This is a genomic window from Oscillatoria salina IIICB1 (genome assembly GCF_020144665.1).
Classification (GTDB): Bacteria; Cyanobacteriota; Cyanobacteriia; order Cyanobacteriales; family SIO1D9; genus IIICB1.
Genome location: NZ_JAAHBQ010000040.1, coordinates 1 through 21,267, shown reverse-complemented (window position 1 = coordinate 21,267; position 21,267 = coordinate 1). Strand labels below are relative to the sequence as shown.

General features: G+C 41.0%; 20 protein-coding genes. 13 read left to right on the top strand and 7 right to left on the bottom strand.

All coding sequences use genetic code 11. The features are described 5' to 3' along the window. Positions 1 to 186: 186 nt before the first annotated feature. Positions 187 to 1,527, bottom strand: a complete 1,341-nt coding sequence (locus G3T18_RS13350; protein ID WP_224411059.1) for a coiled-coil domain-containing protein — start codon at positions 1,525 to 1,527, stop codon at positions 187 to 189. Between the two features lie 336 nt (positions 1,528 to 1,863). Between G3T18_RS13350 and msrP the strand changes: the two genes are divergently transcribed. From msrP to G3T18_RS13330, 4 genes are all read left to right on the top strand, one after another. Continuing rightward, entirely contained in the window at positions 1,864 to 2,853 is a 990-nt protein-coding gene (gene msrP, locus G3T18_RS13345; RefSeq protein ID WP_224411058.1) for a protein-methionine-sulfoxide reductase catalytic subunit MsrP, read from the top strand. 655 nt (positions 2,854 to 3,508) lie between these two features. After that, the gene (locus G3T18_RS13340) at positions 3,509 to 3,661 is read left to right on the top strand and encodes a hypothetical protein (RefSeq protein WP_224411057.1); all 153 of its coding nucleotides are present in this window, start codon (positions 3,509 to 3,511) and stop codon (positions 3,659 to 3,661) included. Between the two features lie 64 nt (positions 3,662 to 3,725). Then, positions 3,726 to 4,814 carry a hypothetical protein gene (locus G3T18_RS13335; protein ID WP_224411056.1) on the top strand — a complete coding sequence of 363 codons (1,089 nt, stop codon included), beginning with the start codon at positions 3,726 to 3,728 and terminating at the stop codon, positions 4,812 to 4,814. A 412-nt stretch (positions 4,815 to 5,226) separates the two neighbouring features. Further along, on the top strand, positions 5,227 to 6,114 hold the full coding sequence (locus G3T18_RS13330) for an RluA family pseudouridine synthase (RefSeq protein ID WP_224411055.1): 888 nt from the start codon (positions 5,227 to 5,229) through the stop codon (positions 6,112 to 6,114). Positions 6,115 to 6,224: 110 nt separating this feature from the next. On the opposite strand, the gene G3T18_RS13325 is transcribed toward G3T18_RS13330, so the two are convergent. From G3T18_RS13325 to G3T18_RS13305, 5 genes are all read right to left on the bottom strand, one after another. Then, the gene (locus G3T18_RS13325; protein WP_224411054.1) at positions 6,225 to 6,989 is read right to left on the bottom strand and encodes a phycobilisome rod-core linker polypeptide; all 765 of its coding nucleotides are present in this window, start codon (positions 6,987 to 6,989) and stop codon (positions 6,225 to 6,227) included. A gap of 237 nt (positions 6,990 to 7,226) precedes the next feature. Further along, entirely contained in the window at positions 7,227 to 7,778 is a 552-nt protein-coding gene (locus G3T18_RS13320) for a hypothetical protein (RefSeq protein ID WP_224411053.1), read from the bottom strand. Beyond that, entirely contained in the window at positions 7,768 to 8,355 is a 588-nt protein-coding gene (locus tag G3T18_RS13315) for a phycobiliprotein lyase (RefSeq protein ID WP_224411052.1), read from the bottom strand. The genes G3T18_RS13320 and G3T18_RS13315 overlap by 11 nt, the downstream gene beginning before the upstream one ends. A 43-nt stretch (positions 8,356 to 8,398) precedes the next feature. Beyond that, entirely contained in the window at positions 8,399 to 9,865 is a 1,467-nt protein-coding gene (locus G3T18_RS13310) for a coiled-coil domain-containing protein (RefSeq protein WP_224411051.1), read from the bottom strand. Between the two features lie 102 nt (positions 9,866 to 9,967). After that, positions 9,968 to 10,528, bottom strand: coding sequence for a phycobiliprotein lyase (locus G3T18_RS13305; RefSeq protein WP_224411050.1), 561 nt, complete (start codon positions 10,526 to 10,528; stop codon positions 9,968 to 9,970). Positions 10,529 to 10,785: 257 nt separating this feature from the next. Between G3T18_RS13305 and G3T18_RS13300 the strand changes: the two genes are divergently transcribed. The 7 genes from G3T18_RS13300 (at position 10,786) to G3T18_RS13270 (ending at position 16,005) form a co-directional block, all read left to right on the top strand. Beyond that, positions 10,786 to 11,328, top strand: a complete 543-nt coding sequence (locus G3T18_RS13300) for a phycobiliprotein lyase (RefSeq protein ID WP_224411049.1) — start codon at positions 10,786 to 10,788, stop codon at positions 11,326 to 11,328. A gap of 492 nt (positions 11,329 to 11,820) precedes the next feature. After that, a complete protein-coding gene (locus G3T18_RS13295) occupies positions 11,821 to 12,339 on the top strand; it encodes a phycocyanin subunit beta (protein ID WP_224411048.1) in 519 nt (172 codons plus the stop codon). Positions 12,340 to 12,451: 112 nt separating this feature from the next. Beyond that, positions 12,452 to 12,940 (top strand): phycocyanin subunit alpha, encoded by a 489-nt coding sequence (cpcA, locus tag G3T18_RS13290; protein WP_224411047.1) that lies wholly within the window; start codon positions 12,452 to 12,454, stop codon positions 12,938 to 12,940. Between the two features lie 131 nt (positions 12,941 to 13,071). Beyond that, positions 13,072 to 13,938 (top strand): phycobilisome rod-core linker polypeptide, encoded by an 867-nt coding sequence (locus tag G3T18_RS13285; protein ID WP_224411046.1) that lies wholly within the window; start codon positions 13,072 to 13,074, stop codon positions 13,936 to 13,938. Positions 13,939 to 14,084: 146 nt separating this feature from the next. Beyond that, positions 14,085 to 14,411, top strand: a complete 327-nt coding sequence (locus G3T18_RS13280) for a phycobilisome linker polypeptide (protein ID WP_224411045.1) — start codon at positions 14,085 to 14,087, stop codon at positions 14,409 to 14,411. A 48-nt stretch (positions 14,412 to 14,459) separates the two neighbouring features. After that, positions 14,460 to 15,287 (top strand): HEAT repeat domain-containing protein, encoded by an 828-nt coding sequence (locus G3T18_RS13275; RefSeq protein WP_224411044.1) that lies wholly within the window; start codon positions 14,460 to 14,462, stop codon positions 15,285 to 15,287. A gap of 103 nt (positions 15,288 to 15,390) precedes the next feature. Beyond that, positions 15,391 to 16,005 (top strand): HEAT repeat domain-containing protein, encoded by a 615-nt coding sequence (locus G3T18_RS13270; RefSeq protein ID WP_224411043.1) that lies wholly within the window; start codon positions 15,391 to 15,393, stop codon positions 16,003 to 16,005. A 149-nt stretch (positions 16,006 to 16,154) separates the two neighbouring features. Here G3T18_RS13270 and G3T18_RS13265 read toward each other — a convergent pair whose 3' ends face one another. Next, positions 16,155 to 19,655, bottom strand: coding sequence for a WD40 repeat domain-containing protein (locus tag G3T18_RS13265; RefSeq protein ID WP_224411042.1), 3,501 nt, complete (start codon positions 19,653 to 19,655; stop codon positions 16,155 to 16,157). A 452-nt stretch (positions 19,656 to 20,107) separates the two neighbouring features. On the opposite strand from G3T18_RS13265, the gene G3T18_RS13260 reads away from it, so the two are divergent. Then, complete coding sequence (locus G3T18_RS13260; protein ID WP_224411041.1) at positions 20,108 to 20,317, top strand: hypothetical protein; 210 nt, start codon at positions 20,108 to 20,110, stop codon at positions 20,315 to 20,317. Positions 20,318 to 20,375: 58 nt separating this feature from the next. Then, positions 20,376 to 21,267: SdrD B-like domain-containing protein (locus tag G3T18_RS13255; RefSeq protein WP_263480404.1), on the top strand; the 892-nt coding region annotated here is incomplete at its 3' end.

Below are 21,267 nucleotides of genomic sequence, written 5' to 3'. Positions count from 1 at the left end.
TTGTGTCAAGCTGACGAAATTTCCAGAGCGAATCTTAGCTAATTATTTTTCTCCTCTGAACCTATCCTACAAAAAAGGTCTCCTTTACCTCTTCTTTACTTGCGAATCTTGCTAGTAAAATTTGGTAAAGATACCTCGTTTAATTCTTGACAAATAATTATATTTATGTATTCTAATTTAAATGAATTACTGAAGTTGCTTAAGTTTATTTTGGGCAAAAATTAATTGTTCTTGTGCTTGAGGGTAAACAGTTGTACCATTTTGCACCTTAGACAATTCGTTAATAATTGCTTGTAATTTAGCGGCGGTACGAGGACGATCGACTAAATTAGGGTCATCAGGAGTAGCAGCGAGCAAACTTTGGGTTTGGCTTTGGGCGCGTTCAAAAGCAGTCACAGCAGCAGTTTCAGCTTCTCGCCGTAACTGGATTTGATTTAAGTTTACCTGATAGCTAGCGAGTAAAGTTTGGGCTTCGAGGTAACTAGAATCTTCTAAACGAATTTGTGATAATTGTTGGATAGCTTGTTTCCACAAATCCTCAATTTGTTTCCACTTTGCAACCGGATGGGGAGGATTTTGACTAGCTTGGGCTGCGGCGATCGCATATTGTTTTGCAGCAGCGATAATAGTATCACTACGTTGACTTGCGGAAACTTCGCCAGTAACCGCCTGAAAATCGCGCTGATAAGCATTGAGTTTACTTTGTGCATTTTTTGCCGCTAGAGTAGTAGAAGGCAGTTGTTCCAAAGTATCAAGAGCAGACTGCCAAGCCGCGATCGCACTTTTTTGTTCCTGAGTATTTTTAGCTTGTTCATACTGACTCTTAGCTTGATTTAAACTCGTCTCCCCTTCCTCAAGTTGAGTCATCGCATTAGTTTCCTGGAAAATTTGCGCTTCCATGCGTCCAATTTTCGCCCGCGCTTGCTGAAACTCATCCACCGTAAACTTCCAACTACAACCAAAAAAAGTACAATAAGCTTTTGGTTCATAGCCCAGAAACCAAACCGGAAGTGCATTCAGATGTTCTTGTGACTGCTTCACCTTTTCCGCACCAAGTTGAAAATCAGCCAAACTCGTTGCTTTATTCACAAGTTGATCTGCTTGTTCAACATTAGCGATCGCCTCCCGATAATTATGATCCATACTCATATAACTTGGTAACAGCAAAATTGGTGCCGTTTTTGCCACCGGACGGCGAATCATCGGGTAAGGTAAATTAACCAGCCAAATTAGCCCCGCCAAACCCACCAAACCTAACCCTAGAGATGGGATAATCATCAAAGGACTAAAACCCTTATTCGCCTTAGCTGCTGACTTAATCGCCTTCTCACTAAAATTTGGAAAAAGATCGATTACAACTTCCCGTATTTCAGCCTCAGTAGCTAACGCCCCCTTCCCTACTCGCATCTTTTCCAACCGCTTCAAAACAAGATCGCGAGAAACATCACCCGTAGCAGGATTATTTGCAGCACATCTTTCCACTTCCGCACAAAGAAATTGCCAAGCTTTATTATTCAGACGAGCCATAGCTTCACCCCAGTAAACTCAAGATTAAACTTATTATGCCCCTCACCTACCCAAACCTAACCTTCCACAAACACATTCTTTAACTTCCCACTTTTCCACCCAAAATTTAATAAAATGTCAATAAAATCTCATCCTGAGCAAAACAAACAATCTCCATAGATCCTACTCCTTCGGAGAACGCTACGCGAACCCTTCGCTCAAGATGACGTAAATAATATAAAATCAACTTGTCAAAACCACTTCGCGTCCTTCTTTCTTTGCGACTTTGCCCCTACTCGAAACGAGAACGGCTCCGCCGAATGCGCGAACCTAAAAAAACAATTCATCTCCAAAAAAATGACCTTCATTCACATATCCAAACCCTGGCAAATACCCGAATCAAAACTAACCTCAGAAAAAGCCTACTTCAACCGTCGCCGCTTCATCAAAAGCATCATCGGAGCTAGCATCGGCGGCAGCATACTCACCACTACAGGCTGTCAAAAATCATCCTCACAAACTGCTTTAGAAGCAACCTTAGACACACCAAAATTAAAGCCAGTTAGAACTAACCCCACTTTCACCGAATCCGAATTAGACCGACCATTAACTAACAATCTCGTAGCCGGACAATACAACAACTTTTATGAATTTGGCGGCAACAAAAGGATTTGGATGAATGCCCAAAATTTACCTACCGAAGATTGGCAAGTAAAAGTAACTGGATTAGTAAAAAAACCTCGCAACTACGACCTCGACGACATCAAAAAAAGATTTTCTTTAGAAGAACGAAATTATCGCTTTCGTTGCGTAGAAGCTTGGTCAATGGCACTTCCTTGGATTGGTTTCCCGATGAAAGCAATTATTGAAGACGTAGAACCAACTTCTAAAGCAAAATTTGTTAAATTTAGCTCTTTTTACGACCCAGAAATCACCACCGGACCAACTCTACATTTTGGTTCCCTCCCTTGGCCCTATACCGAGTCTTTAAGTATTGAAGAAATGGCGAATGAATTAGCCTTTTTTGCTGTGGGAATATATGGCAAAGAATTGCCAAAACAACATGGTGCGCCAATTCGCGCAGTTTTGCCTTGGAAATATGGTTTTAAGGGCGCAAAATCGATTGTTAAAATTGAGTTTGTCGAAACACAACCAGCAACATTTTGGCATACAACTGTCCCGAATGAATACGATTATATTGCTAACGTAAATCCCGATAAACCTCATCCCCGTTGGTCGCAAGCAAGCGAAAAATTTATCGGTGAATCTTCAGAAATTGCTTGGGTACGCAAACAGACTTTACCTTACAATGGTTATGGTGAATTTGTCGCTAGTTTATATAGTTAATTCAGCAGAAAAAGGTAAAACAAGAATTAGGGATGTAGAAAAGATATGGAAATTAAAAATATTATAAAAATGGTGAACTTACCTCAAATTACTGGATTTTTTCTCCTAATAATTGTCTAACCTAACCCCCCAACCCCCTTCCCTTCAAGGGAAGGGAGAGTAAGAAATAGTTTGCAGTTTTTAATCTTAACTAATTCTGCTCACCTCTCCTACTAGGAGAGGGGTTGGGGGAGAGGTTATTTCTTGATTTGAAAAGGGGGTAAGTGCTCAAATTACTGGAATTTTTTCTCCTAATAATTGTCTAACCTAACCCCCCAACCCCCTTCCCTTCAAGGGAAGGGAGAGTAAGAAATAGTTTGCAGTTTTTAATCTTAACTAATTCTGCTCCCCTCTCCTGGTAGGAGAGGGGTTGGGGGAGAGGTTATTTCTTGATTTGAAAAGGGGGTAAGTGCTCAAATTACTGGAATTTTTTCTCCTAATAACTGTCTAACCTAACCCCCCAACCCCCTTCCCTTCAAGGGAAGGGAGAGTAAGAAATAGTTTGCAGTTTTTAATCTTAACTAATTCTGCTCCCCTCTCCTGGTAGGAGAGGGGTTGGGGGAGAGGTTATTTCTTGATTTGAAGATCGGATTTTCAATCTGAGAGAATAGGATTGATGAGTTCTGTGGTTAAAATATTTCTGAGTCAATTAGTTTACAAGTGGCACCTACAGCGACGAATGGAAAGACGAGTTAATCGGACGCAAACCGAAGACGCGCCAACAGCAATCAACCGCAGCAGCCACCGAACAGAAGCTAACCTTTCATGACGCTTGGGAAGTAATTAATAACGACTGGGAGGGGCGTAAGAACAAGCTGAAAAATTCAGATGCAGTGTATTACCACAGTTTTTCCCACTTTGAAACATGGCAAAACAATAACGACGAATTTACTCTGAAAGCTTTGTCTCAGTGGCTAATAGATAGTGGGTTAAAAGGGTCGCTGGCGAAAAGGCATCTTAAAACCTTCAAGCGAAACCTTGCTGTACTGGAATTACCTACCAAGTATTTAGTCTGGGCGGAAAAAACAATTCAGAATGTGCCGACCAAAAAGCACAATGATTATCTACCAACCGACAGAGAGATAGAGGAAACCTGGCATGACATTTACGAGCGCTGGGTTATAAACTCAAGAGAAAAAGGGAAAGGAATCCGGAACAGAAAGACTCTGAGGTTTTACGGAATCCTTGCCATTTATGGCTTACGAGTCCACGAAGCCTTTTCTATCATGAATTGGGATAATCCAATCTTGATAAGAAATGGAGAATTTATCGCAGTAGACAATGATGATGAAAATGACCCAACAGAAACGATTAAATATCAAGGTAATGATAAGATAATCCCTGCTATTAATGACCCAACCAACACTGAGAAAATCTTAGTAATTAGTGGAGGTAAAACAGGTAAACGTCTAGCACTCCCGTTTATGCCTGAAGGTAAAAATTGGTTTGAGACTTTCGACTTGGTTAACCAACCCTTCAGCGAGGTATTGCCAGAGTATAAGAACCCACTAAAAAGAGCCAGGGGTAATATACAAGGCAGTAACGCCTTCAACGCTTGGTGGTGGCGAAAAAACATTCCTTTCACTGCCCACAAGCTACGCCACGCCTGCAACATACGAATGCACCAAGCAGGCTTAAACCACCTCGCGATAGCCAACAGCTTGGGTCACACAGTAGCAATGAACCAAACAACTTACCTACGTTACCAAGGTCAAGAAAGCAAACTCGAAGGCTTACAATCTGCATTAAATGACCTACGAGGTAAACAGAATGAAATAGACACCTTAAAAGCTAAATTAGCAGCCACAGAAACAGAGAACGAACGTTACAAAACAGAAGTCGAACGTTACAAAGCAGAGAACGAAAGCCTACAACTACAACTACAACGCTACGAACTAGAAAAACAATACCGAGAGAAATAAAACTGTAATCCTGTAAAATATAAACAGCGTACTCTCATACTACAGAACCCATAACACTATAGCTCTATTCGAAGAGGTAAACAGCCCGTTATTACCTCCCTTTTTGATCATCAAAAAATGATCAAATAACGAAGAGAGGACTTGGTAAAGATGCTTTCCATTTTTCTGCAAAGGATAGGTTAAAACCCGTCCTTTTTTTTATCTAATCACTCGCCTTACCTAAATGTATCTCCTCAATATCCGGAACAATCGACTCCAACTCCTTCTCATTCTTCTCAACCGTAGACTCAGCAATAATTCGACTTAATGCTCTAAAAAGCTTTGTGAGTAATGGCTGAGTAAAATAGCATTACTAATTGTATGATAGAGACAAAACCTCCACCAGTTAAGGCTTATACACATTGAAAAACAAATGCGTTTAGATCGTTATCTTGCTTCTCAGTTAACGGATTTGTCCCGATCGCGTCTCCAAAGTTTAATCGAGTCTGGTAATGTTACCTTAAATGGGGCTGTCTGTACCGAAAAAAAGACGAAGGTAAAAACTTCAGATGCTATCTGTGTCTCAATTCCCGCTAACAAACCTCTAGAATTAGAGCCAGAAGCGATTCCTTTAGATATTCTCTATGAAGATGATGCGCTGATTATTCTCAACAAACCTGCGGGTTTAGTAGTTCATCCTGCGCCGGGACATGAAAGTGGTACGCTTGTCAATGCTTTGTTAGCACATTGTCACGATTTGGCGGGGATTGGTGGGGTGGAACGTCCGGGAATTGTTCACCGTTTGGATAAGGATACCACGGGCGCGATCGCCGTAGCGAAGACAGATTTTGCCCACCAGCACTTACAAGCACAGCTAAAGGCGAAAACAGCCCAAAGAGAGTATTGGGGCATCGTCTACGGTCGTCCAGCCACAAATGAGGGGACGATTGACCAACCGATCGGTCGTCATCCAGTTGACCGCAAAAAAATGGCGATCGCGCCTCTCGACAAAAACGGACGTAACGCTGTCACCCACTGGCGAGTTATCGAAGAATTGGGTAACTATACCTTAATGGAATTTCGTCTGGAAACCGGACGGACGCACCAAATTCGCGTTCATAGCAGTCACATCGGTCATCCGATCGTCGGCGATCGCACTTACAGTTCTAATCGTTCTGTCAAAGTAAACTTATCAGGACAAGCACTACACGCGAGAAAACTATCCTTGATCCATCCCGTCACCGAAAAAGAGATAGAAGCGATCGCGCCCTTACCCGCCGAATTTACCAAATTACTCGACGTACTACGACGACGAATTTAACCAAACAGCCAAACAAATAGAGGCAGTTACCAATTAACAAAATAACTCCCACTCAGAATCATCCTGCTAATCTGCAACTGCCTCAGCCGCATTCAGCTAAAAAATATTACCTATCTTCTGCGGTAAGGAACTTTCGACAAATAATCGATATTTCCTGCACCAACTTTCGGCGTGGTGTTGTTTTGAGCGTTTAGCCCGCGTGCCATACCCAAGAATTGAGAAGGATCGCCCGCTCTGGCAATCTTGTCTTGGGGAATAAAGCGGCGCACTGGGTTCTGCCAAACGATTTGGGGGAAACCAAGCTGACCTCGATGATATTCACCATAACGAGGTGTCTTCAGGTTGAAAGGTGTTTCGCCACTATCATGCTGCAACAAAACCCGCCGACGCTGATAAGGAACTTTGTCATAACCAAAGTTGTTCAGATACTCTTCGCTGTCAAGCAAAGTATCGATGAAGCCCGTCAGACCTTTGGTAACTAAAACAATCGACCAAGCAATTTTTTCGCGCTCGTTGTAAACATCACGACCAAGAATGCGTTGGACGCAAAGCTCAACGAAACGGTAGTTATCGTTTGGTTCGTAGTTCAAGCGTCGGAATGCTTCGCAAGTCGCTAATCCGCGAATAAAATCGCGAACGTTAAGCTGACCATAGCGTAACTGCGATTCCAGAACCGTCTGACGATTGTATTTGAGAATTTGATGTTCGCTGAAGATTTGGCGATAAGCTGCCCAAATCACTTCGTCCATTTCAGCCCCTGGGGAGCGCAACTCTGTGGAATAGATGTAGGGTTGCTCTTCGTTAGAGACTGAATCGTATCCAGCTACACGCTGATTTTGGCTCGAAGGCGAGTATTCCAATAAAGGAAGAGCCACTTGATATCCTCCGTATTACGAAATCTTAAAAAGTTTAATTTCGATCATAAAACTGTCTAGGCATCAAAACTTAGAAATCTTATCATTTGTTATAAATTGGTAATTTTTTCGGCTAGACAGAGGTTGGTAGTGAAGTTTTTTTAGCTTACTACCCCGATTTTTTTATCAAAAAGCGATCTTATCGTCCAGCTTTTGTGACGAAACTTAACTTTTGCCAAAAATTTTTAACTGAGAATTTCAGCAAGAACCTACCCAAAAAGCTAGGGGTTGTTTAGTCGGTTGACAGTGGGGCCAATTAGGTAAAATGGCTAAATTATCCGGTTGGTAAGTTGGCGGTGGTAAACCGAGTCCGAGACAAAGATGAGTAAGGACATCAAAAAAGCGGCGATCGTGACCGGGATAACCCAGATGAGCGTGAGCGTATTCGTGGACGACTACGCTTAACCAATCTTGCGGTACGATGCGACCAACATCAACTAAGATCGCCACAGGCTTGACTTGTAAGTTACAAAAAGCGTCTACACCGAATTTTTGAGCTAAAGGAGCCGCCCAGATTTGCATTTCTTGACGCTTTTCGGGATGAAAGCAAGCGTGACAAGCTTCCAGACAAGTATTAAGCCGACGATTGACAGTATCGATATTAGCCCCGATCCAGTTACAGATTTGGATACGCAGATTAATTTCTTCACTCACATCTACCATTTCTGGGGAGAGAGCCAACTCTCGCACGAACTGTAAATACTCGGAACCGCGCAGAAAGGGGTCTTGAGTAATCACTTTACCAACCACAGATCGGCTCTAGTTGTTTGGAAGTTGAGTTAGAATCGCCTTTTGCGGTTGCTGTGTCGTCAATTCGACTTTCAGCGCAGAAGGTAGCGGTACTAAACCCACCAAAGCGCGTGACGGTGCTAGTGCGCAAACGTAAGTCTGGACTAGCAAACCAAAAGCGTTCAGTTGTACTCATGGTTTCGTAGTCGGTGACTAAAACTAAAGCTTCTTCGTCATCGATTTCATAACGACCAGCGACGGGTACAATTTCTGCATAGCCTCGTTCGCGCAAAAGTCGTCCTTTTTTGGGATTATCGGGATCGGGAACGAGCGAAAAAACGGTCGTTCCTTTATGTTCTTCTCCTTCTTTATCCCAATCCATCGAACCATCCCAGCTTACAAAAGCTCCACCCACAGCTAAACTAGGGTCAACATCGTGTAGCTTACAGATTTCGATTACTTTCGGGTTGTCCGCAGCGAGGGGTTCGACAAAAATTTCCGAACCACCTGACTCAGCACGTCGGAAAGCGAGATGATGAGTGACGCGCTGCGATCGCCATTTACCAGCACTACGCTGGAAAAATTCCATTGCGTCCATTTTTCCTGAAATCCTTCTTAAATCCTTTCTAAAATCAGCCAATTTAACGAGAAAATGTGCGGTTACGCCACTTGTTTAACTGCACTTCTCCTAAAGTAGCAGAACGCTGTAACTCACTTTTTTGTTTTTCTAGTTGAGCGATCGCACTTTTTTGTTCTAAGCAATTCTTTTCGAGAGCAGCATATTTTTCGGCTTGACTAGCTATTTGTGCTTGTTTACGTTCTAAACTTTGCTGTAGCTGTTCAAGCTGTTGATTTACTTGAGATTGCTGTTGATGCAGTTGCTTTTCTAAGGATTCAATCTGCGCTTGTTGTTGTGCTGACTGTTTTTGGAGAGATTGGTAACTAGCGTTTTTTTGATTTACCTGAGTTTGTTGTTCGTTAAGCTGTTGCTGTAATTTTTCAATTTCACTAGCAGTTTGAGTTTGATTTTCCTGGAGTTGTTGCTCTAACTCACTAATACGAGTTTGTTTTTCTTCTAGCTGCTGCTGGAGAGCTTGATAACTCTGGTTTTGTTGTGCAACTTGAGCTTGTTGCTCGTTGAGTTGTTGCTCTAACTCACTGATACGAGTTTGTTTTTCCTCTAGCTGCTGCTGGAGAGCTTGATTTTCCTGGAGTTGTTGCTCTAACTCACTAATACGAGTTTGTTTTTCCTCTAATTGCTGCTGGAGAGCTTGATAACTCTGTTTTTGTTGTGTAGCTTGAGCTTGATTTTCCTTAAGTTGTTGCTCTAACTCACTAATGTGAGAGTTTGACTCTGATTGTTTTTGTTTAAGCTGTTGTTGTAGTTGGGTAATCTGTTTTTGTTGTTCTTGCGATCGCTGCTCTAGAGATTGGTAACTTTGAATTTGCTCGTCTGTCTGAGTTTGCTGCTGGTTTAGTTCTTTTTGTAAAAAAGTAATTTGTTCAGTCGCTTCAGTTTCTTGTTTTTGCAGTTTTCGCTCTAATTCGCTAATTTGTGCTTTTTGTTGTGCAACTTGTTTTTGTAAAGCTTGATTAGTTTTATCTTGACTTTTTGTTTGCGATTCCCCATCTTTTAATTTCTTTTGTAAATCGTTGATTTGAGCAGCCTGTTTTTCACCTAGAGTTTGATTATCTTTGAGTTTTTGTTCTAACTGAGCAATTAGTTTTGCTTGTTGTGCGGATTTTTGTTGGAGACTGTTATCGTCTTGTTGAGAGAGCGAGTCAGTTTGGTTAGATTTGGACCGAATTTCTGGTTGGCGAGAGCCAGTGGTAACATCTACTACAGATTGAGCTTTTTCCAGTTCCTGAGTTGATTTTTCAGAAGTAGTAGAGCTGGATTCAGTTTCGAGCGTAATAGTCAAATCAGCATCCGAACAAGCGATCGCTACGTTACCTCTAGCAATCCTTTCGACGAGTTCGGATTTGGATAACCCTGTTTTTTTCGCCATTTTTGCCAGTAAGTCTATTCCCGTAGGAGTTAGGGAAATTCCCAGATTTGATTTACGTTCTGAATATTTAGTGGAAGTTCGGCGCCTTTTTTTTGCCATGAATTTCTTTCTCCGATGTACTTGCGTTCAAGTATATTTTGTTAATAGTCTTGCTAGCACTAAGCTGAAGCATTTGGTAAAGATTCTTTGCTATCAATTCGCTTAGTTAACTCTCTCCTCAACACCAAAACCGACTAGCACGACTTTTTCTAATGGTTGTCCTTCGGGAGGACGTTGATAAGTGAGAATTTTTCTGATTCTCAGGTTGGGATTAACCAGTGTAATTGAATCTACGGCAACAATACGGGTATAGTTTGTTGTCATTAACAATTCCTGGCGATCGCGGGAGAAACAAAAATGAGATACGATCGGTCTTTCTTCTTCATAAGCTCTGTCTCGTAAGTAATCTCCTTCTAACTGCGAGTTGTCTTCTTTTTGAGGTATGAAGAGTGCATTTAGTTGCTGGGAGACTTCTTCACCTTTTTCGGAAATGGTGTAGAAATCAAGTTGAAATCCAGTCATTTTTTCTCTCGGAGAGGTTTCTTGATATTCATTATCGCTGAGGACTTTTGCCATGAGAGCGGATGTCAAGGGATTGACATTAAATTCCGTGCGCGATCGCTCTACCTCTTGGGGATTTTTACTCAAGTAGTGGTACGTTCGTTCTGTTACCCAACTACCCAAACAGCGAGCGAAAAAATTTTGCAGCGAATTAGTGTTCATGGTTAGTCGTTTTCGTTTCTTGCTTGCTTAATGACTGGCTTTGGTGAAGTGCTTCTCGCGGAGTCTGTGTGAATTGCTTTTTTTCTTATACCACTTGCCGACCCTTGATGATGCTTGGTTTCGCGAGAATACTCTCCTCTAGACAGAGTTATTTAAGAGTTGTTTCAGTTTAGCATTAAGTTATGTAACGATAATTCTCATGCACCTTTACTAAAAAACAGCTATAGTGTAATGAAAATCGCAGAGGTCTGGTTTGAATGAAATCACCTGTACAAATTGCTCAGTTATCCACATCAGAATCATTGGCGGTAAAGTTTTTCCAGGAGTCAGCAGGTAACTGGAACTCGCAACGGCGTTACTATACGCTCAAGAATGGTGAAACCCAAGAAGTAGAAAGTTTCATCACAGTTAGCTTTTTGGAACCAGGAAGTCCAGAACTGATAAAATTAGCTCAGTTACACGAATTTGACGATCAGACAACCTTAGTCGGAGGCAGTAAAGTAACCTGGGAGAGCAATTATACAGGGCAAAATCGCAAGCCTTCAGTCGGTTCAACAATTTTTGGTGTCAAAGAGAATATTTTGTACCGCGATCGCGGTTTTGCTACCAAAGACCCGATTACAGCTCAATTTTACTTTCCTAACCCTAAAACCATGTGCTTGAAAACAGAATACGGTGGTTCTGTATTTGAGGAAGAGTTAAAACTAATTGGCACCCAGTACCGTACCAGACAAACCATTATCTCCCGTGCTGGACAAGAGCTAACTATTGGTCAATACTTAGAAAAACGCAGAGATTAAGCCAGTTAAATACTTCTTAGCTCGACCAATACTTCCTTAGATCGCGTCTCATTCAAGATTAGGCGCGATTTTGTCTTATTTCAGGTTGGCAAACAGAATCCTCAAAAACCTTTAACAACAATCCTTGTTAAGTTAATAAAAAATTAAGAAAATATCTTAACAATTTGTAATTTAAAAACACCCCATAGGCAGTGTATAAAGATAAACGTAAGGTTTACAAAACAGGCAAAGGCAGAAAAAAGTCTGGTTTAGCAAGTTTTTGAGAATTCTCATAAACAAGAGCAGCTTTCTCAGATTTCACCTACGAACTGGTGAAGTTAACCAAGTGAGGTAACGAAAGTCAGAGTTGATGAAAACTACAGAATTCGTCAAAAGGCTGCGAAGCAAACCGAGAAAAAGAGCCGAATGCCTGGGAAAGAACCTAATGCTGGCAAGGCAGCTAGAAATAGCTGAGAATCAAAACAAAACTTAACATTAGGAGATTGAGTCGAAATGTTAGACGCATTTACACGGGTAATTTCTCAAGCTGATAATAGCGGTAAATTCCTCACCACCGAGCAGTTAGATGGTTTGGATCAAGTTCTTGCAGATGGTAATAAGCGCCTAGACACAGTTAACCGCATCACCAGCAACGCTTCCAGTATTGTTACTGATGCAGCTCGCGAATTGTTCGCCGATCAGCCCCAACTGGTTCAACCCGGTGGAAATGCTTACACCAACCGTCGCATGGCAGCTTGCTTGCGCGACATGGAAATCATTTTACGCTATGTAACCTATGCTATTTTGGCTGGCGATGCTAGCGTTCTCGAAGATCGCTGCTTGAATGGTCTGCGCGAAACCTACCAAGCTTTAGGAGTTCCTGGTGCTTCCGTTGCTGCTGGCGTGCAAAAAATGAAAGATGCTGCGATTAAGATTGCTAACGATCCTAACGGCATCACCCAAGGCGATTGCAGCCAATTAATGTCTGAAGTAGCTAGCTATTTCGATAAAGCTGCTTCTGCTGTTGCGTAGTTGACCGATTAAGGTTAACACAGCAAAAATTGTCGAGAAAGACAGAGTGTGTCTTAAAACCAAACGGTTAATTTTGTAATTTGCACGAAGAAACAAGAGAGAGATAAAAACCATGAAAACCCCAATTACTGAAGCAATCGCTGCTGCTGATACTCAAGGACGTTTCTTGGGTAACACCGAATTACAAGCTGTGAACGGTCGTCTCGATCGCGCTAAAGCAAGCATGGACGCTGCTCGCGCTTTGACCCAAAAGTCTTCCGACCTGATCAACGGTGCTGCTAACGCGGTTTACAACAAGTTCCCTTATACCACTCAAATGCAGGGACCTCAGTACGCTGCGGATCAGCGTGGTAAAGACAAGTGCAGCCGTGACATCGGTCACTACCTCCGCATGGTTACTTACTGCTTGGTTGCAGGCGGTACCGGTCCTATGGACGAGTATTTAGTTGCTGGTTTAGACGAAATCAACCGCGCTTACGACTTGTCTCCTAGCTGGTACGTTGAAGCTCTCAAGTACATCAAAGCTAACCACGGTTTGTCCGGTCAAGCTGCTAACGAAGCTAACACCTACATCGACTACGCGATTAACGCCCTGAGCTAGTTCTTTTAGGTAAAATGCCCGGAAGGATGAGCGAATGTTGGCTCTCGTGGCTAGCACTTGCAGATTTTTCCGGGCATTGTTTTTAATTACAAAGCTTTAAGAAATTAAAAAAGTAGTCGGGAGGGCTGTTTATGACCGGTTTATTAGTTCCCAGTTATCTCAAAGCGTCGGGAAACTTAGGTCTGGATGCTTTTGATGGCACAAAGGTAGAATTACGACCAGACTGGACAGAAGATGATTTGCAAGCTGTGTTCAAAGCAGCGTACCGCCAAGTGTTAGGCAATGACTACATTATGAAGTCAGAGCGGCTAACTTCGGCGGAATCTTTGTTAAGACAAGGAAATATTTCCGTTCGGGATTTTGTTCGGGCGATCGCTAAGTCGGATCTGTACAAAGAAAAGTTCTTCTACCCGAATAACAACCAACGTTTTGTGGAATTGAATTTCAAACATTTGTTGGGTCGTCCTCCTTACGATGAGGATGAGTGGGCGCAACATACTCGCCGTGTAGAAGAAGAAGGATACGATGCGGAAATAGATTCTTATTTCGAGAGTCGCGAATATGAAAGCAAATTCGGCGACAACATCGTTCCTTATTATACAGGTTTTAGCGTTACCCCTGGAGTAAGAACAGTTGGCTTTAGCCGGATGTTCCAACTATATCGGGGTTATGCTAACAACGATCGCGGTCAAGTGGGCAACAAAAAAGCTCGTTTAACTCGCGAGTTAGCTAATAATCAAGCTTCGAGCATTAAAACTCCAAAAGGAAGTAGTTTCCGTTCTAAAACGGATACACCGCAAACAACTTTTGGCGGAGTAGCTACAGAACCAGCACGGATGTATCGTGTTGAAGCTACTGGCTTAATCGGTCGCACGATTCGTAACTCTAACGTGCGTCGCTCTAATCAAGCTTACTTGGTACCTTACGAGCAATTATCCGATCGCATTCAACAAATTTTGCGGTCTGGTGGCAAAATTCTCAACATAAGACCAGCGTAAGAAAATAAAATTAAGGAGTTACGCTAAATGCCCCCTTAGCCGCCCAAACACTGGGGTTGGAGAAAATTATCAGCCTCCGCAGTTCGGGAGGTTAGGGGGGTATAAAGTTGTGGAAGGGTTTTCAAATAAAGGAGTGAATTTTAAGTATGTACGGTCAAACAGGAGTTGGCAAAGGGGTTTTTGGTGAATCCGCTAGCCGGATGTATTGCATCGAAGTTGAAGGAATGCAACAAAAAGTAGATCCCGATCGGGTTAGCTATCGCATTCGCAATAGTGGTACTACTTATATCAAAGTTCCTTATAATCGCTTGAGCGAACAAATGCAAAGGATTAATCGCTTGGGAGGTAAAATCGTCAACATTATGCCTCTGACAATGGAAGGTGATAGCGAGGCAAAAATGAAGGCGACTACAACTTACCAAATTCTCAATGCTGGAGGCAAACCGAAAAGCACGGGTGCAGATGAAGAGTAATTGAGTTAAAAATTAATTGTTTGAGCAAGCGCTTGGGAAATTTAACGGATGCAAGAGTATAGTCAGCAACAGTCTGGGGCAGAGCAGTTAACGGTAGCGCAAGCGATCGCTAATCTGCAACAGCAATCAGACACGGGTTTGCGTTATTACGCAGCTTGGTGGTTAGGTAGGTTTCGCGTTAATGAACCTGCGGCTATTGATGCTTTGTTGGCGGCTCTGGAAGATGAAGTAGATCGCTCGCCTGATGGTGGCTATCCTCTGCGACGTAATGCCGCAAGAGCGCTTGGGAAATTGAGCGATCGCCGAGTAGTACCAGCGTTGATCGGCAGCTTGTCAAGTAGCGATTACTACGTGCGCGAAGCTGCGGCTCAGTCGTTGGAGATGCTTGGCGATCGCAGTGCGATTCCTCCTCTGGTGAAATTGCTTGCAGGTGGTGTGGAAGCGGCAACTCAAGTTCCCGGAAAACCCCATTTGGTTCAACCTTATGAAGCTGTGTTAGAAGCTTTGGGAACCTTGGGCGCAACGGAAGCTATTCCCCAGATTCAACCTTTTACTCAACATCCAGTGGAAAAGGTGCAATTTGCTGCCGCGAGAGCAATGTATCAGTTGACAAAAGAAGAAATTTATGGTAAAAGATTAATCCGAGGGTTGCAGGCTGAGAAGTTACCATTGCGGCGATCGGCGTTAATGGATTTAGGAGCAATCGGTTATTTACCAGCAGCAGAGGCGATCGCCCGAGCGGGAGTAGAAAATAGTATTAAGTTAATTTCTCTTAAAGGACTTTTGGAACGAGAGATAGAAAATAGCTCTTCAGATAGCTTAACTCTTTCTGAGCCAAGTATCCAAGTAATGAAAATTATGGATTCTTTATTATAATTTTTAGTCAATAAACTAACATTTACTAATAAAAAAACTAGTAACTAAAATTCTCCAACCAAAGCGGTTAATCTAACAATTTAAAATCCCCAATCAAAATCGCATGACTAATGAATTAATCCAAGCCGTAGAGCGAGCCAACTCTTCAGAAAGCTTATTTACAGCAGTTAGAGAATTAGCAGCCGCACGTGAAGAAGAAGGAATTTCAACCCTAATTAAAATCCTCGGCTATAACAATCCGGGTGCAGCGATCGCCGCAGTTCAAGGACTGGTAGAATTAGGAGAAGTAGCCGTTCCCGCACTTCTAGAACAAATTGACGGCTATGATTATGGAGCCAGAGCTTGGTCTCATCGCGCATTAGCAAAAATTGGCGACCCCCGCGCTTTAGATACTTTAATTGAAGCGGCTCTTAGTGATTTTGCTTTAAGCGTGCGTCGAGCCGCAGCCAAAGGTTTAGGTAGCATGAATTGGGCGAAATTAGCTGACGAGGAAGTGCTACCATCCCAAACAAAAGCTTTAGAAACTTTACTCAAAGTATGTCAAGATCCTGAATGGGTAGTACGCTATGCCGCAGTAGTTGGGTTGGAAGGATTAGCCGTTACTCAGTCAGAATTTCAGTCAAAAATTTCCGCACAATTACAGCAAATAATTGACACAGACGAAGAATTAACAGTTCAAGCTCGTGCTAAATTGGCATTAGAGCAAATTCAAAATTAGTTCTCTGCAAATGAAATATTAGTGGGAAACTCTTGCTTTAGAAATATGAATTCTAAAGAACTTAAGCCCATTTTTTATCAGCGCCCGCCAAAGGTGACGCTCGACACACAATTTCGTACATTTTGTCGTGCAGAATGTACGTTTTAACTCTATCGATCGAAATCTATTTTAGCTCCCAAAGCTAATAAATTCTCTATTCCAGCTTGAGTTTGACCCTTAATTCGGTTAATAATTGCTCCTTCATAAAGTTTTTTAGGTCTTAAAGTTTTAATACGTTCGCCACTAAAAACATCCCATAACTTAATTGTTGCATCTTCACTACCACTGGCAACAATACGACTATCAAAGCTAAAATTTACTGACCAAACTGGTTGGTCGTGTTCAGCTAATGTAGTTAAACATTGACCATTATTAACATCCCACAACTTGACTGTACAATCGTCACTAACACTAGCGATTATTCTTGTATTTGGACTAAATACAACCGATCTAATTTGACCAGTATGTCCTGATAATTGGTGTAAACAGTTCCCAGAATCAAGATCCCAAATTCTTATAATTTGGTCATCGCTTCCACTTGCTAATTGCGTTCCATCTAGATTAAAAGCAACAGAGCGTACCTTATCGTTATGTCCCGCTAAAGTTTGGAAACATTCTCCAGTTTGACAATTCCATAATCTGATCTTGCAATCTTCATCTGCACTAGCGATAATTTGCTGATGAGAACTAAAAGCAATTGACCAAAACCAACTGTGATTATTTTCAATCGTTTGGACACAGTCTCCAATTGAGAGATTCCATAATCGCATAGTGCGATCGTCACTAGCACTAATTAATTGAGTTCCATCTAGATTGAAAGCCACAAACCAAACCCAGTCTTTATGACCATATAAAGTTTGAAGACATCGACCTGTAGCAATATCCCAAATTTTGATAGTCTGATCGTTACTACCACTCGCGATCCACTTTTCATTTGGACTAATTGCAACAGCACGAACGCGACCTTGATGACCAAGAAAAGTCTTGATACAGCTTCCTTGAGAAATATCCCATAACCTAACTACCTTGTCATCAGTACCAGTAGCTAATATTGATTCAGAGCAGCCAAAAGAAACAGACCAAATTCTGTAGGTATAACCTTGTAAAGTATGAAGACACTTGCCATCTAAAACATTCCATAATTTTACTTTTTGGTCGTCACTGCCACTGGCTAAAACTTTGCCATCTCGACTAAAAGCTAGAGAACGAATTCTTCCAGTTTCTTCTGGAAAAATATTAAAACATTCAATATTTTCATTTTCAAGATCCTCAAGATTCCATAGTCTAATCGTTCTATCTGCACTACCACTTGCCAAAATTAGGTTATTAGAGCTAAAAGCAACTGACCAAATGCGATTTGTGTGTCCTGATAAGATACTAATTACTTCACCTGTTTCAATATCTAATAACCTAACTCTAGAATCATCACTTCCAGTTACCAAGAGTTTTCCATCAGGACTGAGGGTAACAGCACGAACAATATGCGTTGTTTCTTGCCAAGAGTTTAAACATTGACCTGTTACTATATCCCATAATTTAACGACTTGATCTGGACTACTAGCACTAACTAAAGTTTGACCATCAGGACGAAAAGTAACAAAACGTACCCCAAAATGATGTTCCTCTAAAATCTGAAGACATTGACCATTAAAAGTATCCCATAATCTAATAGTGGCATCATCGCTACCACTAGCAATTTTTGAGCCATCAGGACTAAAAGCAACACTCCAAACCCACTGATGATGTCCTCTTAAAGTATGAAGCCATTCTGCGGCAAAAGCATTAGAGACATCCCAAATTCGGACAGTCCCATCGTTGCTACAACTAGCTAATTTAGTGTCATCGGGACTAAAAGCGAGAGAACGTATCCAACTGGTGTGTCCTCTTAAAGTTATTAACGATTGACCAGTAGCTACTTCCCATAAACGGATTTCACCATCAGTATCTCCAGTTGCTAAAGTTCTGCCATCTGCACTTAAAGCTACTGATAAAATATTTTCAAAAATTTCTGAAAATATAGATTGACTCAAGTCAGAGTTAGTAAAGTTAACATCTTGCAAATTAATATTTCGCAAATCAGCTTGTCTAATAGTCAAATTAGAAAAATCACACCCAGTTAAATCGGCTTGAAGATGAACGAGTAAATTGATGATATTTCCAGCTAAATAACCTGACTTAGGCAATAATTCTGAAGAAAGTTGTTTAACTAAATTTATGAGGTATTTAATGATATTTATGTCAATACCAAATTTTTCTTTCAATCTTTTAAGTGTTGGTTCGAGAATTAAACGTATTTGAGCCTCTCTAATATAATTTTTAGATTGAGCTTTAATCAAGGCATGACTATTAAGTAAATTGTACTTACGATCGGTTATCTCCTGAGTAACTTGTTTGACAAAAATTTCTGTCACATACTCCATAACAACGTTTTGTAAAGTGTAGCGGCTATCATTTTGGCTTTTTTCTATTAAAAAACGTCGTTTTAGAGATTCGATGATGTCAGTTAAATTGTTCTTCGTAACTGCTAAAACCAAATCGTCTTTTAATTCTGTTATCGAAACTAAGTCTCGATTAATCGCCAACCAATACATAATCTGTTTTTCTGACTCAGACAAGCGACTAAACTGTTGCTCTAGAAGCTGACGTATATCACCAAATACTGGTTGTTCTTGTTGAAAGAATTCTGATACATTACTGCTATATAATTCTCTAATTCGAGCAGATACAATATTTAAGGCTTGAGGATTACCTTTATATGAATTTATTAATTTACAAGATTCTTCGTCAGAGATAGATAAACTTTGAATCTCAAATATTTGTTTAGCTTCTGTCTGTAATCCTTTAAGAGTTAAAGTACGGACGGGTAAACTATCTCCTTCCAAATTAGCAATTTCTGATGGTTTTTCTCGACTGGTTAACAATAGACAACTTTGATGAACTACTGAACCTATTTGTCTAAATAATTCGCCATAACCTTCACAACCTTGGCGATATTTTCCCGTATAAGTACCATCTTGGAGAATTGACTCGGCATTGTCTAAAATGAGTAAACAGCGAGAGGAATTGAGATATTCAAGTAACTTGGTTATTTGATCGCTAACACTATTTGGTAATCTAGTTTCTTTATATTCTGATAGAAAAAGAATTAACTCCGTTAGGATATCTGTTACTGACGGAGCTTCCCGAAGATTTAGCCAAATTAAGTAATGAAATTGATCTTCAATCTGTTTTCCTAATTTAATAGAAAGGGCAGTTTTGCCTATGCCGCCCATTCCCAATATTGCTACCAAACGGCAACGATCTTCTAGTATCCACTGTTCCAAAGTAGATATATCTTGGGTACGTCCAACAAAATTTGAGACATCGATCGCTCCTCGCCAATCTTTACAGGTTAGTACAACGTCTTTCCAATTATCGATACCGACAGCTTTACAAATATTAATAAAAACTTCTCTCTCTATGGGTTTCCCGCGCCAAAATCGCTTCAATGTACTGACAGAAGTCTGTGCCTCTTGCACCAAAATCGGAGCTTGTTTGTTCCAGCCCTTCTGCTTTACAGCGCGTTCAACCAACTTCAGTCCTTGGATAGATGCTCTAACTGAATCTGCCATTTTGTTCACCAACAGAAGTTTAGTCTCATTTTGGCTCACTTTTAAATGAGCCGCCAGTCCCTAGTAGCCCAATTAAGATATTCAACAAGTAGAGTCAAGCAAATAGTTCTTGCTTGTTTTCCGCTTTTATAGTTTACACAAAAAAGTAACAATATTGGCGGATATAGAAGCAATATCTGCTTAAAAAAATTATCCGCTACCAGTACATTACTTCCAAACATAGGAGTAGATATTTAGGATGAGTACCTAGTTAATTTTACTGTATTAAATTCAATTTTCTTAGCGACACACGCACGATGTATTGGCGGATTCACCTAGCTGTATTTTGCTGAGGAAAGTTCTATTTTTTAATTAACATCCGTCCAAAAGTCAGAGTGCTATTGATAGTAATTGATTGAAGCAAATCGGGTACATCTACTACAGCAATGACCTACATCTGAAGGAGAAATATAATGAACTCTCTCCATTTACAGAAGCAAGCAACGATCTTTTCCGAAACAGTAGAAGGCACTATTGCAAGTGTAAATCCGTTGCGGGTAAAAGCTTTTGCTAGCTATTACCCAGCCCGATGGCACGAGCAGCCTAATCGCACTGTCTGTATTGGAAATACTGTATTAATTAAGGGACGACAAGGCATTACTTTACTCATTGTTCCTATCTAGTTAGTACAGTTTTATCGGCAATATTTTTACGAAAAAACGCAAACTTGAGGTTAAAACAATGAATGACAATACACCCAGCACAGCTAACAATTTAGGCTTTTTGACTAACAAAAAAATAATTAATAATTTTGTCGGTCAAAACGATCTTAATGATTTTACTACTTTTGATCGCGCAGATTACAGTTTGAACTTAGAACCTAAAACTGTTACATCTGTAATACCCCTAAAAAATATTGTCGGAACTCCAGGGAATGACGATTTGTTTGGAACCAATAATAATGACAGGATTAATGGAGGTGCTGGCAACGATAATATCTTTGGTAACAACGGCAATGATATTATACGTGGAGGTCCCGGTAACGATAATATCTTTGGTGGAACGGGATTCGATACTGCTCTGTTTAATGGTCTTTACGGTAATTATCAAATTAACACCATCGCTGGTCAAGTTAGCGGACCAGATGGATTAGATTTAATTTTCGGTATTGAACGACTGGGGTTTAGCGATCGCTTTATCAATCTCGCTCCTCCTTCTCAAGGAATAATATTAGGCAGTAAGTGGAACGATACAGACGGCGATGGAGTTTGGGAAAGTAATGAATCTGGATTAGAAAACTGGACTATCTATTTGGATACCAATAATAACGGTCAACTTGATAGTAACGAAAAATCAACTTCCACAGATAAAAATGGACACTATAGTTTTACTGGTCTAAAACCAGGAAACTATATCGTTCGTGAAGTTCAACAAGAGGGATGGATACAGTCAACACCAAATGAAGGATATTACGATGTTTCTCTAAGTAGTGATGCAAGCCCATTCCCAGTCCTGACTGATCTAGATTTTGGGAATTATCAATCCTCTGGAACCATCTCAGGAAGTAAGTGGAACGATGCAGACGGCGATGGAATTTGGGATGCAGGGGAAGTTGGATTAGAAAGTTGGACAA